The sequence below is a fragment of the Kibdelosporangium banguiense genome, assembly GCF_017876405.1.
GTDB classification, from domain to species: Bacteria; Actinomycetota; Actinomycetes; order Mycobacteriales; family Pseudonocardiaceae; genus Kibdelosporangium; species Kibdelosporangium banguiense.
On the sequence record NZ_JAGINW010000001.1, the window covers coordinates 8,024,926 to 8,041,942 of the forward strand.

General features: G+C 67.3%; 1 protein-coding gene. It reads left to right on the plus strand.

Features of this window, described 5'->3' with window-relative positions:
* Nucleotides 1-96 precede the first annotated feature (96 nt).
* A complete protein-coding gene (locus tag JOF56_RS36815; protein WP_209644045.1) occupies nt 97-17,001 on the plus strand; it encodes a type I polyketide synthase in 16,905 nt (5,634 codons plus the stop codon).
* The last annotated feature ends 16 nt before the right edge of the window (nt 17,002-17,017 follow it).

Here is a 17,017-nt window from a genome sequence, read left to right on the forward strand (position 1 = left end):
AGCGTGCGAATTGTCTCGATCCTGGAAATGTGATTCCGCGACCATTTCCCGGATTTCCGGAATTCGGCCATCGTCGGTGTGCTGGGGGCGCAGAGCATGGGAACCAGTGACGAGATCGCGGTCATCGGAATGTCGTGCCGGTTGCCTGGGGCGCCGGGCCCGGCCGCGTACTGGGAGCTGCTGCGCACCGGTACTGAGGCTGTGACGGCGATGCCGGCTGACCGGTGGGGGTCTGCCACAGAGCCCGACGAGCGGTTGCGCCGGGGTGGTTTTCTTGACCGGGTGGGGGATTTCGATCCCGCCTTCTTCGGTATCTCGCCGCGTGAGGCCGCCGCGATGGACCCGCAGCAGCGGTTGATGCTGGAACTGAGCTGGGAGGCGTTGGAGGACGCGGGGCTTGTGCCCGGTGCGCTTGACCGTGCGGGAGTTTTCATCGGTGCGATCCGTGAGGACTACGCGAGCCTGTCGCGTACTGAGGGCTTCAGCGCGCACAGCATGACCGGTCTGCAGCGCGGCATGATCGCCAACCGGATCTCGTACACGCTTGGCTTGGGAGGCCCCAGTTTTGTAGTCGACTCGGCGCAGTCTTCTTCGCTTGTCGCCGTGCACACCGCGTGCGTCAGCCTGATGTGCGGTGAGTGCACTATTGCGCTCGCTGGCGGCGTCACGCTCAATCTTGGCCTGGACAGTGCTTTGACCGCCGTGGAGTTCGGTGGTCTTTCGCCGGACGGTCGTTGTCATGTGTTCGACGAACGTGCCAATGGTTATGTGCGCGGCGAAGGCGGTGGCCTTGTTGTGCTCAAGCCGTTGGCGCGTGCCGTGGCCGACGGCGACCTGATTCACTGCGTCATCCGTGGCAGTGCGATCACCAACGATGGTGGCGGCGCCGGGCTGACTGTGCCGGAACAGGCGGCACAGGAGGAAGTGCTCCGGCTGGCCTACCGACGGGCCGGTGTGGCACCTGCTGACGTGCAGTACGTGGAGCTGCACGGAAGCGGCACCAAGGTCGGCGACCCGATCGAAGCCGCCGCGCTCGGTGCCGTGCTTGGTGAAGGCCGTCCCGCTGAGCAGCCGTTGCTGGTGGGCTCGGCCAAGACGAACATCGGCCACCTCGAAGGTGCCGCCGGGATGGCCGGGTTGCTCAGGGCGGTGCTGGGCATCAAACACGGCCAGGTTCCCGCGAGCCTGAACTTCAGCACCCCGAACCCGCGCATCCCGTTGTCAGAGCTGAAGATACGGGTGCAGGACACGACTGTGCCGTGGCCGGACACGCAGCGGCCCAGGCTGGCTGGGGTGAGCTCGTTCGGTATGGGCGGCACCAACTGTCACGTGGTGCTGTCGGAATGGACGCAGCCACAGCCTGGACAGTCCGGCGGTGAGGTGGCGCCGTGGGTGCTCTCGGCTCGCACCGAGGAGGCGTTGTGGGACCAGGCGGAGCGGTTGCGTGCTCACATCGCGGCAGATCCCGGACTGAGCCTGGCGGACGCTGCTTGGTCGTCCGCCACGACCCGGTCGGCCTTCCCACACCGCGCGGTGCTGATCGCATCGGACCGTGACCGGACGCTGGAGGGTCTCGCCGCGATCGCGGACGGCTCACTGTTTCCCGGCCTGACAACCGGAATCGTCCGGCCGACGGGCAAGGTCGCCTTTGTCTTCCCCGGACAGGGCACGCAGTGGATCGGCATGGCCGAGCAACTGCTTGACTCGTCCGCGGTCTTCGCTGCGCAGATCGAGGCCTGTGCTGCGGCGCTGGCGCCGTACACCGGCTTCTCGCTGTTCGATGTCCTGCACGGCATCGGTTCGCTCGACGACATCGAGGTCGTCCAGCCGACCCTGTTCGCGATGATGGTGTCGCTGGCCGCACTGTGGCGGTCGTTGGGCATCGAACCGGACGCCGTGGTCGGGCATTCCCAGGGCGAGATCGCCGCTGCCTGTGTCGCCGGAGCGTTGTCCCTTGAGAACGCCGCGAAGGTGATCGCGTTGCGCGCCAGAGCTTTCCGTGACCTGCTCACCGAGGGCGCGATGGCGGCGGTGACGCTGCCCGCGGCGCAAGTCGTGCCACGGTTGACGGAGTGGGCCGGCCGTTTGTCCATCGGCGCGGTCAATGCTCCGAACTCGACAGTCGTCTCCGGCGAACCAGCCGCCATGGACGAGTTTCTAGCCGCGTGCGAGGCCGATGGTGTGCGGTTGCGACGGGTTCCCGTGCGGCACGCTTCGCATTCGCCCTTGATGGAACCGTTGCGGGACCGGCTGCTGACCGACCTCGCCGACATCCGGCCGATGGCCACGGACGTCACCTTCGTCTCCACCGTCGCCGGTGGTCCGGTGGCGGGCACCGAGCTGGACGCGTCCTACTGGTACCGCAACTTGCGGCAGCGGGTGGAGTTCGAGCAGGCGGTCCGGGCGTTGGTGGCGTCTGATCACGGTGTGTTCGTCGAAGTCAGCCCGCACCCGGTGCTCACCTCGCCGGTCCAGGAGACCGCGGGCGACGTGCTCGCCGTCGGTTCCCTGCGGCGGGACGCCGGAAGCCTGGACCAGGTCATGACCTCGCTCGCCCAGCTCCACGTGAACGGCGTGCAGCCGGCTTGGGAGCGTGCGTTCGACGGCCGGCGGGTGCCGCTGCCCACATATCCGTTCCAACGGCAGCGGTACTGGCTGGGCGAGAACGTACCCGTATCCGTGGTCCGCGAAGCACCGCGCGACGCCTTGGAACTCGTGCGTGCGCACACCGCCGCGGTCCTGGGGTTTCCAACGCCCGAGGCGGTCGCGGTGGACTGCACGTTCCGCGAACTCGGCGTCGACTCGCACCTGGCGGTCGACCTGCGCAACCGGATCGCTGCCAGCATGGGCCGTTCGCTGCAGGTGACGGCCTTCTTCGACCACCCCACATGCGCTGACCTGGCCGACCACCTCACCGGCGGACGGATCGAGAGCGCGCCTGAGTTGTCTCTCGCACAGGCGGACGATCCTGTGGTGATCGTGGGCATGGCGTGCCGGTTCCCGGGCGGTGTGCTGTCACCTGAGGATCTGTGGGATCTGGTGGCCGAGGGCCGGGACGCGATTTCGGAGTTTCCCGCCGAGCGTGGCTGGGGTACGGGGTTCGGCGGGTTCGTGGACGACGTGGCCGGCTTCGACGCGGCGTTCTTTGGTATCTCGCCGCGTGAGGCGTTGGGGATGGATCCGCAGCAGCGGTTGGTGCTGGAGTGTTCTTGGGAGGCGTTGGAGCGGGCCGGTGTGGATCCGTTGTCAGTGCGGGGAAGTGGCCTCGGTGTTTATGTCGGAGTAATGGCCGGTGACGGTGCCGGGGTGACCGGCGGCGCGGCGAGCGTGGTGTCCGGGCGGGTCGCGTACGTGCTAGGCGCCGAAGGCCCGGCGGTGTCGGTGGACACAGCGTGCTCGTCTTCGTTGGTGGCCCTGCACCTGGCGACCCAGGCAGTGCGGCACGGCGAGTGCTCGATGGCTTTGGCCGGTGGCGTCACCGTGATGTCGTCGCCCGACCTGTTCGAGGAGTTCGCGCGGCAGGGTGGGTTGGCTGCTGATGGCCGGTGCAAGTCGTTCGCCGCGACCGCTGACGGCACTGGGTGGGCCGAAGGTGTGGGTTTGCTTGTGGTCGAGCGGTTGTCCGACGCTCGACGGCTCGGGCACCAAGCGCTGGCGGTTGTCGCGGGCAGTGCGGTCAACCAGGATGGTGCGTCGAACGGGCTGACCGCGCCGAGCGGTCGCGCGCAGCAACGGGTGATCCGGCAGGCCATGGCGAACGCCGGTCTCACACCCGGTGACGTGGACGTCGTCGAGGCGCACGGCACGGGAACACGGCTCGGCGATCCCATCGAGGCCGAAGCGGTCGTCGCGACCTACGGGCAGGACCGGACGGTACCGCTGCTGCTGGGGTCGGTGAAGTCGAACATCGGGCACACGCAGGCCGCCGCCGGGATCGCCGGTGTGATCAAGACGGTCTCGGCGATGCGGCACGGTGTCGTGCCCGCGAGCCTGCACATCGGCGAACCATCCTCCTTTGTAGACTGGTCGGCTGGAGGAGTGACGCTTGCCCGTGAGGCGGTGGCCTGGCCGCCGGCCGACCGGGCGCGGCGGGCTGGTGTGTCGTCGTTCGGGATCAGCGGTACCAACGCGCACGTGGTCCTCGAGCAGGCGCCGGTCGAGGTGCTCGTCGAGCATTCCGCTGTCACGGGACCTATGCCTTGGGTGTTGTCGGCACGCTCGGAGAAAGCGTTGCGGGAACAGGCCAAACGATTGTCGGCACGACTGGGCGAACGTCCCGAACAGGCTGCCGACGTGGCTCTCTCGTTGGCCACTGGTCGGGCCGCCCTGGAACATAGGGCTGTTGTGCTCGACGGTGTGGCTGGACTCGATCGGTTCGTGTTCGGTGGCACTGCGGTGACAGGTGTTGTGCGGCCGTTGGGCAAGACGGTGTTCGTCTTCCCTGGTCAGGGTTCACAGTGGGCGGGCATGGCGGCCGAGTTGCCGGCGTCCTCACCGGTTTTCGCCGAGTGGATCGGCCAGTGCGCCGATGCGCTGGATCCGTTGGTGGACTGGTCTTTGCTCGATGTGCTCAGAGGCGGGCAGTTGGACCAGGTCGCCGTGGTGCAGCCCGCGCTCTGGGCCGTGATGGTGTCGCTGGCCGGACTGTGGCGATCTTTTGGTGTCGAGCCTGATGTGGTGGTGGGTCATTCGCAGGGCGAGATCGCGGCGGCGTGTGTGGCTGGTGTGTTGTCGTTGGAGGATGGCGCGCGGATTGTTGTGGGTCGCAGTCGGGTGATTGCGGAGGAGCTTTCTGGCCAGGGCGCGATGGCATCGGTGCTCCAGCCGGTGGAACGGGTCCAAGAGTTGTTGTTGCCATGGGTGGATCGTCTGTCGGTCGCTGCGGTCAATGGCCCTGCTTCGGTGGTGGTGTCCGGGGATGCTGCTGCGATGCATGAGTTCCTTGCGTTGGAAGGTGTTCGGGGTAAGCGGATCGCGGTCGATTATGCGTCGCACTCGGCGCATGTGGAATGTGTGCGGGACGAGATCCTGACGGCGCTGGAAGGCATCACACCACAGGCGGGGACTATTCCGTTCTTCTCCACGGTGACTGGTGAGGTGACAGACGCGCTGGATGCCGAGTATTGGTATCAGAACCTTCGTCGGACTGTGCGGTTCGAAGAGGCGGTGCGGACGCTGGCAACCAGCGGGCACGGTGTCTTCCTGGAGATGAGCCCGCATCCGGCGCTGATCGCGGGCATCCAGGACATCGCTGAAGACGCCGTCGCCATTGGCTCACTGCGTCGGCACGACGGTGGCCTGGAGCGATTCCTGACCTCCGTGGCTGAGGCCCACGTGCAGGGTGTCGCCGTGGACTGGTCGCCCGCGTTCACGAGTGCCCATCCGCGATTGGTCGACCTGCCCACGTACGCGTTCCAGCACGAGCAGTACTGGCTGGCCGCACGGACGTCGAAAGGTGTGGCGCATCCGATCCTGGAGACCTCGGTCGAGTTGGCCGACAGCGCGGGATCGTTGTCGACGGGCCGGATTTCGTTGCGGGCACAGCCATGGCTGGCCGACCACTCGATCGCGGACACGGTGTTGTTCCCCGGCACAGGTTTCGTGGAGCTTGCCGTGTGGGCCGGCCGTCAGATGGACTGCGGCACCATCCAGGAGCTGACGATCGAGGCCCCGCTCATGCTCGGCGCCCAGGACGTAGTACAGATCCAGGTTCTTGTCGGTGCCCTGGACGACACTGGCTGCCGTTCCGTGACCATGCACGCACGCGTGGCGGGTGCCCAGGAATGGCAGCGTCATGCCAGCGGATCTCTTGCGCCGACGGCGTCGCCTTCTGATCAGCTGGGAGGGGAGTGGCCGCCGCCTCGCGCGACCGCCGTGGACTTCCGATACGACGTGCTGGCCGAGCCCGGGTTTGGCTATGGGCCTGCGTTCCAAGGACTGCGTTCGGCCTGGCGGCGGGACAGCGAACTGTTCGCCGAGGTTGAGCTGCGGCCGGAGCTGACCGGTTTCGGGCTGCACCCGGCATTGGTGGACGCGGCACTGCATCCGCTGTTGGCCGAGACCGACGGGCTGCGATTGCCGTTCGTCTGGACCGGTGTACGTTGGCAGCCAACGGAAGCAACGAGTGTACGAGTCCGCCTGACCCCGGCAGCCGACGGCGGGTTCGCCGTGGCGATAACCGATACCGAGGGAGCCCCGGTCGCGTCGATCGACTCCCTGATTCTGCGCGAGACAGGTCAGCGTAGTAAGTCTTTGTATGAAGTGGACTGGTCAACAGTGTCCACCGTGTCTTCTGAGCCGGTCGACCATCAGGTGTTCGCCTGTCCCCAGCCGGCTGGCCTGTCGCCGGACCAGGCAGCACGCCTGGTTCTTGCCGAAACCCTGACGGCGATTCAGGACTGGCTGGCAGGGGAACACCCAGACCAGTCACGACTGGTGCTCGTCACCGCGAACGCCACGAGCACCGAACCGAACCTGGCGCACGCGGCGGTGTGGGGGCTGGTGCGGTCGGCGCAGGCCGAGCACCCCGATCGCTTCGTCCTGGTCGACCTGGACGAGCACGGTATCGGCGACTTGACCGAGGTGGTGGGCATTGGCGAACCACAGGTGGCGGTCCGCGACGGCGTGGTCCTGGTTCCCAGGCTGCGCCGGATGACAGCCGAACCAGGACCAGGGCTGAGCGGTCCCGGCACGGTTCTGCTTACCGGCGCGACCGGGACCCTGGGAAGCTTGCTCGCCCGGCACTTGGTGACCGCGCACGGGGTACGTCGGCTGCTGCTGGCCAGCCGCACGATCGACGCTTCCTCTGAACTCGTCGCGGATCTCACTGAGCTCGGCGCGATTGTCGACGTGCTGGCGTGTGACGTCTCCGATCGCGATCAGGTGGCACGGTTGTTGGCGCGCGTTCCTGCCGACCACCCGCTCAGCGCGGTCGTGCACGCGGCGGGTGTTCTGGACGACTGCCTGATCGAGTCCTTGACACCAGAGCGCCTGGACACCGTGCTCGCGGCCAAGGCGGATGCGGCCTGGCATCTGCACGAGTTGACCAGTGGCATGGACCTATCCGCGTTCGTGCTGTTTTCGTCGATGGCCGGTGTGGTCGGGACTGGCGGGCAGGCGAACTACGCGGCAGCGAACGCCTTCCTCGACGCCCTGTCCACCCATCGGCATGCCCACGGCCTGCCTGCTGTGTCGATGACGTGGGGGTTGTGGGAACAGCGAAGCGGCATGACCGCCAGTGTGGGGGAGTTGGAACGCAGCAGGCTCGCGCGTGCGGGGATCACGCCCCTGCCGTCCGGGCTGGGGCTGGAGTTGTTCGATGCCGCGCTGAGTGCTGGCCGGGCAGTGGTGGCGCCGACCAGGATCGATCCGCGTGCGCTCCGGGCCGTGGACCTGCCTGCCGTGCTCCGGGACATGGTCAAGACCACAGCCGATCGCACTGATGGTTGGCGGCTCGTGGATCTGCCCGAGATTGAACGGCGTCAGGCTGCGCTTGACCTGGTGCGAGCGCATGCCGCAACCGTGTTGGGGCACTCCGCCGCCGACGCGGTGACGGCTGGGCGTGCCTTTAAGGAACTGGGATTCGACTCCCTGACCGGCGTCGAGCTACGCAACCGGCTCGCTGCCGCGTGCGGAGTGTCGCTGCCGAGCACCCTGATCTTCGACAGTCCCACCCCCGAAGCAGTCGCCGACCGTCTTCTGGCGCAACTGCTTGGTAAACAGGCGACGGCGCCGGTCGTGCATGCCGTACCGGTTGCCTCCGATGACGATCCGGTTGTCCTTGTGGGCATGGCGTGCCGGTTCCCGGGCGGTGTGCTGTCACCTGAGGATCTGTGGGATCTGGTGGCCGAGGGCCGGGACGCTGTTTCGGCGTACCCCGCTGACCGAGGCTGGGCCGGGACCGGCGCAGGCGGGTTCGTGCCCGGTGCGACGGGCTTCGACGCGGCGTTCTTCGGTATTTCGCCGCGTGAGGCGTTGGGGATGGATCCGCAGCAGCGGTTGGTGCTGGAGTGTTCTTGGGAGGCGTTGGAGCGGGCCGGTGTGGATCCGTTGTCGGTACGGGGAAGTGGGCTCGGCATCTTCATCGGTGTCATGCGCGGTGACTATGTGTCGCCCGGTGACTATGGCTTGACGGGCGCGGCGAGCAGCGTCGTCTCGGGACGAATCGCCTATGTGCTGGGGACTGAGGGCCCGGCGGTGTCGGTGGACACCGCATGTTCTTCCTCCTTGGTGGCATTGCATCTGGCTGCGGACTCGATCCGTCGCGGTGAGTGTTCGATGGCGTTGGTCGGCGGTGTGACTGTGATGTCGTCGCCGATGCTGTTCGAGGAGTTCGCGCGGCAGGGCGGGTTGGCTGCGGACGGCCGGTGCAAGTCGTTCGCCTCATCTGCCGACGGCACCAGTTGGGCCGAGGGTGTCGGTCTTGTTGTGGTGGAGAGGTTGTCCGAGGCGCGGCGCAACGGCCACCGGGTGCTGGCGGTCGTCGCAGGCAGTGCGGTGAACCAGGATGGTGCGTCGAACGGGCTCACCGCGCCCAACGGGCCGTCGCAGCAGCGGGTGATCAGCCAGGCGTTGGCGAACGCGGGCCTGGCCGCGGGCGATGTCGATGTGGTCGAGGGGCACGGCACGGGAACGCGGCTCGGCGATCCGATTGAGGCACAGGCTGTTCTGGACGTATACGGACGGAACCGGGTTGAGCCGTTGTTGTTGGGGTCGGTGAAGTCGAACATCGGGCATACGCAGGCTGCTGCGGGTATGGCCGGCGTGATGAAGATGGTGCTGGCGATGCGGCATGGTGTTGTGCCTGCCAGCCTGCACATCGATGAGCCATCGTCTGTTGTGGACTGGCCGATGGGATCAGTCGAACTGGCCCGCGAGTCGGTGGCATGGCCGTCGACGGGCCGGGCTCGGCGCGCTGGAGTTTCGTCGTTCGGGATCAGCGGGACGAACGCGCACGTGATCATCGAACAACCACCGGCCGCCGCCGAGATGGCGGACCGATCCGGTTGCGACACAGCGCCTTGGGCGTTGTCGGCTCGCTCAGGTGAGGCACTTCGGGAACAAGCTGGTCGGCTGCTGACGCAGTTGCAGGCACATCCCGAGTCGGCCGCCGACGTGGCCTACTCGCTGGTGCGCACCCGCGCTCAGTTGACGCATCGGGCTGTCGTGTTCGACGGGACGACCGGGCTCGACCGATTGGCCAACGGAATTCCCGGCCGCACAGTGGTAGAGGGCGTTGTCGAGGAACCTGGCCGGACCGTGTTTGTCTTTCCTGGTCAGGGTTCGCAGTGGGTGGGTATGGCGGTGGAGTTGTGGGAGTCGTCGGTGGTGTTCGGAGAGTGGATGGATCGGTGTGGTGTTGCTTTGGAGCCTTGGGTGGGGTGGTCGTTGCGTGATGGTTTGTGTGGTGGCGGGGTTGATGTGGTGCAGCCTGCACTGTGGGCTGTGATGGTGTCTTTGGCGGGGTTGTGGCGGTCTTTTGGTGTCGAGCCTGATGTGGTGGTGGGTCATTCGCAGGGTGAGATTGCGGCTGCTTGTGTTGCGGGTGTGTTGTCGTTGGAGGATGGCGCACGGATTGTCGCGAGTCGCAGCCGCGTGATCGCGGATCAGCTGTCCGGTGATGGGGCGATGGCCTCGATTGTGCTTCCGGTGGACCGGGTGCGGGAGTTGTTGGCCCCGTGGGGCGGGAGGTTGTCTGTCGCCGCGGTGAACGGTCCGGCGTCGGTGGTGGTGTCCGGGGACGCGACTGCGATGGAGGAATTCCTTACGCTCGAAGGTGTTCGGGGGAAGCGGATCGCGGTGGATTACGCGTCGCACTCGGCGCAGGTGGAGTGTGCGCGTGACAAGATTCTTGATGCGTTGGGTGAGATCACGCCGCAGGCGGGGATTATTCCGTTCTTTTCCACGGTGACTGGTGAGGTGACAGACGCGCTGGATGCCGAGTATTGGTATCAGAACCTTCGTCGGACTGTGCGGTTCGAAGAAGCCGTGCGGACGCTGGCAGCCGGCGGACATAACGTGTTCCTGGAGATGAGTCCTCATCAGGTGCTGACCATGAGCATCCAGGATATCGCCGAGGACGCCGTCGCGCTCGGCTCACTGCGGCGCGACAACGGCGGCATGGACCGGTTCCTGACCTCCGTGGCCGAGGCCCACGTCCGCGGCGTCGCAGTCGACTGGTCACCGACCTTCGAGGCATACCGGCCGCAGATCGTGGATCTGCCGACCTACGCCTTCCAGCATCAGCGTTACTGGCCGGAGACCGCAGCGCCGACTTCATCTACTGTGGACGACTGGCGGTACCGGATCGACTGGCAGCCAGTGACTGAGGCTCAGTCGGTTGTATCCGGGCAGTGGCTGGCGGTGGTCCCCGAGGGGATCGTCGGTTACGAACCCGTTCTCACCGGCTTGGAACGACTGGGCATGGCGGTGGAGCCAGTCGTGCTCAGCCAGCTGGACGACAGGTTGAGGCAATCAGAGCCGGCCGGGGTGCTGTCGTTGCTCGCGCTGGACGAGCGGGACCAGCCAGCCGCGACTCGGGGCCTGCATTCGACGTTGGCTCTCATCCGGGCGCTGGCCGACGTCGACGCGTCGCTGTGGCTGCTGACCTCGGGCGCGGTCGCTGCGGCATCACAAGACGTTGTGGTGAACCCAGTGCAGGCCCAGATATGGGGGCTGGGGCTGGCCGCAGGGCTTGAGCACCCGGACCACTGGGGTGGCTTGGTGGATGTGCCGGCCGTCGTGGATGACCAGGTCATCGGCAAGCTGGCTGCGGTGTTCGCGGGCAAGGAAGATCAAGTCGCTGTCCGCGCCGAGGGGACCTACGCGCGACGGCTCGTGCGTGCAGCACGCGACCGACAGCCGGAACACGTCTGGCAGCCGCGGGGAACCGTCCTGATCACCGGCGGAACGGGTGGGCTCGGCGCGCATGTGGCGCGGTCGCTGGCCCATGACGGCGCCGAGCACCTCGTTCTGGTCAGTCGTCGTGGACCGGAAGCGCCGGGCGCGGTTGACCTCACGACCGAACTCGACGGTCTGGGCGTTCAGGTGACGGTGGTGGCTTGCGACGTGGCGGACTACACCGCTGTACGGGAACTGGTCACGTCCCTGCCGCAGCTGACGGCCGTGGTCCACGCCGCGGGAATCGGTCAGCACGCCACGCCGCTCACCGACATGAGCCCGGACGACCTCGCGGATGTGCTGCGAGCGAAGGTCCTGGGCGCGGCTCACCTCGACGCCCTGCTCGACTATGACACGCTGGACGCGTTCGTGCTCTTCTCCTCCGGTGCTGGCGTGTGGGGCGGCGGCGGTCAGGGCGCGTACGGAGCCGCGAACGCCTACCTGGACGCTCTGGCGCAACAACGCCGCGCCCTCAGCGGCCGGGCCACGTCGATCGCGTGGGGCAGCTGGTCGGGCGACGGCATGGCGCGGGGTGTTGCGGGCGAACGGTTCCAGGCTCTCGGTTTGTCCAAGATGGACCCGGCGACCGCAGTACGAGCTCTGCGCGAGGCGGTCGCCGAGGACGAGACGTGCCTGGTCGTGGCGGACATCGACTGGTCCAGGTTCGGGCCTGCCTACGCCGTCTCACGGGCACGTCCGCTGTTGGCCGAGGTCTTCACGGACGACCAGCCGATGGTGGAGACGGACCTGGCCCGGCAGCTCGCCGGGCTGACCGAGGCCGAGCAACGACGCACGGTGCTCACCACCGTGCGCGCACACGTCGCGGCCGTGCTGGGGATGGCGTCCGGTGACGGGGTGGACGACCGGCGGGCGTTCAAGGAATTGGGCCTCGACTCGGTCACCGCGGTCGAGCTCCGCAACCGGCTGACCAGCGCCACGGGTCTCAACCTGCCCACGACGATCGTGTTCGACCACCCCAGCGCCGCCGCACTCACCGACTATCTGCTCGCCGAGGCGGTACCCACGGCGCGGCCCGCGCCGGAGACACCGGCGGGAGCGGTCGACGAACCGATCGCGATCGTGGCGATGAGCTGCCGGTTCCCGGGCGGTGTCCAGTCAGCGGACGACCTCTGGCGGCTGGTGGCCGACGAGGTGGACGCGATCTCAGGCTTCCCGGCCGACCGGGGATGGCGGCTGTCAGCGGACCGGACTGTGACCGAGTCCGGCGGTTTCCTCTACGACGCCGCCGAGTTCGACGCAGACTTCTTCGGTATCTCGCCACGGGAGGCCGCCGCCATGGACCCGCAGCAGCGGTTGCTGCTGGAGTGCTCCTGGGAGGCGTTCGAACGGGCGGGCATCGATCCCGGTTCGGTCCGGGGCAGCCGCGTCGGCGTGTTCGTCGGTGCCCTGGCCCAGGACTACGGGCCGCGGATGCACGAGGCGCCCGCGGACTTCGAGGGTTACCTGGCCACCGGCAGCACCGGCAGCGTGGTCTCCGGCCGGATCGCCTACACGTTCGGGCTGGCAGGGCAGGCGGTCACGATAGACACGGGCTGTTCCTCCTCGTTGGTGGCGTTGCACCTGGCCTGCCAGGCGCTGCGGCAGGGGGAATGCACGCAGGCGTTGGTCGGTGGCGTCACCGTGATGGCCAACCCCGGTGCGTTCGTCGAGTTCAGCCGCCTCGGTGGAATCGCCGTCGATGGTCGTTGCAAGCCGTTCGCCTCGGCCGCCGATGGCACCGGCTGGAGTGAGGGCGCGGGCGTGCTGCTCGTTGAGCCGCTGTCGGAGGCCCGGCGCAACGGCCACCCGGTCCTCGCTGTGGTGCGGGGGAGTGCGGTGAACCAGGACGGCGCATCGAACGGTCTGACAGCGCCGAGCGGCGTCGCCCAGCAGCAGGTGATCCGTCAGGCTCTGGCCAGCGCTGGTTTCACGCCCGCGGATGTGGACGTGGTCGAAGGGCACGGGACCGGGACCCGCTTGGGCGATCCGATTGAGGCACAAGCTGTTCTGGCGACCTATGGGCAGAACCGGTCTGTGCCGCTGTTGTTGGGGTCGGTGAAGTCGAACATCGGGCATACGCAGGCTGCTGCGGGTATGGCCGGCGTGATGAAGATGGTGCTGGCGATGCGGCATGGTGTGGTGCCGCGGAGTCTGCACATCGACGAGCCATCCTCCTTTGTGGACTGGTCGGTGGGATCGGTGGAGCTGGCGCGGGAGGCGGTGGCTTGGCCTGCTGCTGGTCGGGCTCGGCGGGCTGGGGTTTCGTCCTTCGGGGTGGGCGGGACGAACGCACACGTGATCATTGAGGAGATACCGCCGGAGGCGCCCGGCGATCGGCACGTTGGCGCGGATGCCGTGCCGTGGGTCCTGTCCGCACGATCCAGTGTCGCATTGCGGGACCAGGCGAGGAAGCTTGCTGTTTCGTTGACCGAGCGTCCTGAGTCGACTGTCGATGTCGGACATTCTCTGGTGACCGGCCGTGCCGCTCTGGAGCATCGCGCGGTGGTGCTGGACGGTGTCGCAGGGCTGGACCGGGTGGGCGCTGGCGCGGTCGAAGGTGTTGCGCGGCCGTTGGGCAAGACGGTGTTTGTGTTTCCTGGTCAGGGTTCGCAGTGGGTGGGTATGGCGGTGGAGTTGTGGGAGTCGTCGGTGGTGTTCGGGGAGTGGATGGATCGGTGTGATGTCGCGTTGAGGCCGTGGGTCGGCTGGTCGTTGCGTGACGGTTTGAGCAGTGGGTGTGTTGATGTGGTGCAGCCTGCACTGTGGGCGGTGATGGTGTCTTTGGCGGGGTTGTGGCGGTCTTTTGGTGTGGAGCCTGATGTGGTTGTGGGTCATTCTCAGGGTGAGATTGCGGCTGCGTGTGTGGCTGGTGTGTTGTCGTTGGAGGATGGCGCGCGGATGGTTGTGAGTCGTAGCCGCGTGATTGCGGAAGAGCTGTCCGGTAAGGGTGCTATGGCATCGGCGCTTGAGCCGGTGGAGCGGGTTCAGGAGTTGTTGTTGCCGTGGGCGGATCGTCTGTCGATAGCCGCGGTCAACGGCCCGGCGTCGGTGGTGGTGTCCGGCGATGCTGCCGCGATGGATGAATTCCTTGGGACAGCAGGTGTTCGAGGTAAACGGATCGCGGCGGATTTCGCGTCGCATTCTGCGCATGTGGAGTGTGCGCGTGACAAGATTCTCGACGCGTTGGGCGAGATCACGCCGCAGGCGGGGACTATTCCGTTCTTTTCCACGGTGACTGGTGAGGTGACCGACGCGCTCGATGCCGAGTACTGGTATCAGAACCTGCGTCGGACTGTGCGGTTCGAAGAGACGGTGCGGACGCTGGCAGCCAGCGGACATAACGTGTTCCTGGAGATGAGTCCGCATCCGGTGCTGACCATGAGCATCCAGGACACCGCCGAGGACGCTGTTGTCATCGGCTCGCTGCGCCGCGAAGACGGCGGGCTCAAGCGGTTGCTGACCTCGGTCGGCGAGGCATACGTGCAGGGTGTCGACGTGGACTGGCGACCTGCGTTCGCCGGTCTGCAGGCCCAGCGCGTGGACCTGCCCACCTACGCGTTCCAGCGGCGACGCCACTGGCTGAATGCCGACGACATCGACGTGAGCCTCGCCGATCACCCCTTCATCAGTTCCGCGACCGTCCTGGCCGACACGGATGCCACGGTGTTCACCGGGCAGCTCTCCCTCAACCGGTCGCCATGGCTGGCAGATCACGCCGTGGGAGACACCGTTCTGTTGCCGGGCACCGCGTTCCTCGACCTTGCACTGTGGGCGGGTGACCAGGTCGGCTGCGGCCAGGTGGTCGAGCTGGCCTTCGAGGCGCCCTTGGCGCTGCCCGGCGAGGACGTCCGTACTGTCCAGCTCGCGGTGGATGCCCCGGATTCCGTAGGCCGACGGCCGATCCGGATCTACTCACGGTCCTCGACCGACGCGTCCTGGACCAGACACGCCTCCGGCCTGCTTGCCGAAACGACACCGACCGGCGGCGACCCGATGCCGTGGCCACCCGTGGACGCGGAATCGATCGAAGTGCCTGGCCTGTACGAGAAGCTGACCGAGTTGGGCTACGAGTACGGCCCCGCGTTCCGTGGACTGCGGTCGGCATACCGGTCGGGTACCGAGCTTTACGCCGAGGCCGTGCTTCCCGATGGGCTTCGCGCCGAAGCGGGCCGGTTCCGGCTGCACCCGGCGTTGCTCGATGCCGCCTTGCATGTGATGGGCGCGGGTCGTAGCAAGCTCGCGCTGCCGTTCTCCTACAGCGGTGTGTCGCTGCACGCGGCCGGTACGTCCACGCTGCGAGTTCGGATTTCCTGGCTGGACGACGACACTGTGTCGGTTCACCTCGCCGATGAGCGAGGGATTGCGGTGGCGTCGGTGGATGCGCTGGCCCTGCGTTCGGCTACGCCACATGACTCTTTGTTCCGTCTCGACTGGGTCGCGGCGCCCAGGTCGGAGCCCGAAGGCTCGCACACAGTCGTCGCTGATCTACAAGAGCTGCAGGATGTCCCGGCGACGGTGTTCCTGATGATCCAGGACACGGCCGATACGGTCGAGGTTCTCGCGGTGTTGCAGGAATGGTTGACCGACGGCCGGTTCACCGCCTCGCGGCTGGCAGTCGTCGTCGATGGCTCATCCCTGACCGGTGCCGCGGTGCAGGGCCTGGTGCGGTCGGCATCCGCCGAGCAACCGGACCGTTTCGCCCTGATCACGTTGCACGACGCGGAGTTGCCAGTGCGCGCCTTGCTGGCGGCGCTCGCCGCGGGCGAGGCCGAATGCCAGGTACGCGGAGGCGAAGTCCGTGTTCCCCGCCTGGCACGTGTTACCGGACAACACCAGGCACCGGTGTGGGACGCCGACGGCACCGTGCTCATCACTGGCGGCACGGGCGTGCTGGGCGGTCTCGTGGCGCGTCATCTGGTGGCAGAGCATGGAATCCGCAGTCTGGTCCTCGTCAGCCGGCGCGGGAACGACGCTGGTCTTGTGGCGGAGCTGGAAACAGCGGGTGCGCTGGTGACAGTGGCCGCCTGCGATGTGTCGGACAAGGCAGCGCTCAAGCGTGTCCTCGACGACGTTCCCGCGGAATTCCCTCTGCGAGGCGTGGTGCACGCGGCAGGTGTCGTCGACGACGGGATCATCGGCTCGCTCACCCCGCAACGTGTCGGCGCGGTGCTGGCGCCGAAGGCGGATGCTGCCTGGCACTTGCACGAACTGACTGAGCACCTGGATCTGGCCCAATTCGTGCTGTTTTCCTCCGCGGCCGGAGTGTTCGGCACACCGGGACAGGGCAGTTACGCCGCCGCGAACGGATTCCTCGACGCGCTGGCCAGGCACCGCAGAGCTGCAGGCCTGCCTGCGGTGTCCCTCGCGTGGGGCTGGTGGGCACCTCGCAACGGACTGACCGGCGGCCTCGGCGAAGCCGACATGGCGCGGTTCGCAAGGTCGGGCGTCCGCCCGTTGTCCCCGGGCGAAGGACTCGCGCTGTTCGATGCCGCCTGTGCCGCCGACGAACCGGTGCTCGTGCCGATCAAGCTGGACGTCGCACGCGCCGAACAGGTTCCCGGCCTGTTGCGTGGCCTGGTCGCCGCGAAGGCCCCGGTCCGGATCGAGGCCGGTCTGCCCGAACGCCTGGCCGAACTGCCCGAGGCCGACCAGCATCGCACCGTGCTGGACCTGGTCCGGGCACACACCGCGGCCACACTCGGCCATCCCCGCCCGGACATGGTCGACACGACGCGGGGCTTCATGGACGCCGGCTTCGATTCGTTGACCGCCGTGGAACTACGCAACCGGCTGGCGGCCGCGACCGGTGTCCGGCTGCCTGCCACCCTGCTGTTCGACCACCCGACGCCGGTCGATCTGGCCCGGCGGTTGCACACCGAGCTGGTGGGCGATCAGGCGCCGTGGTCCCCGATCGACGAGCTGGACCGGCTGGAGGCCGGTCTGCGGGCGATGACCGACGACGAGGCCGCCCGCCAGGCGGTGACGGTCCGCCTGCGTGCACTACTGGCCACCCTCGACAGCGACGACTCGGCCGGTGCGCTCGATACCGCCACCGACGACGAGCTGTTCGACCTGGTGGACAACGACCTGGGAATTCGCTGAGCCGGTCAGGAGCCGA

Bases quoted from the DNA above. Each gene is read 5' to 3' on its own strand.
- JOF56_RS36815 (WP_209644045.1), top strand. From the start codon at position 97: ATGGGAACCAGTGACGAGATCGCGGTCATCGGAATGTCGTGCCGGTTG.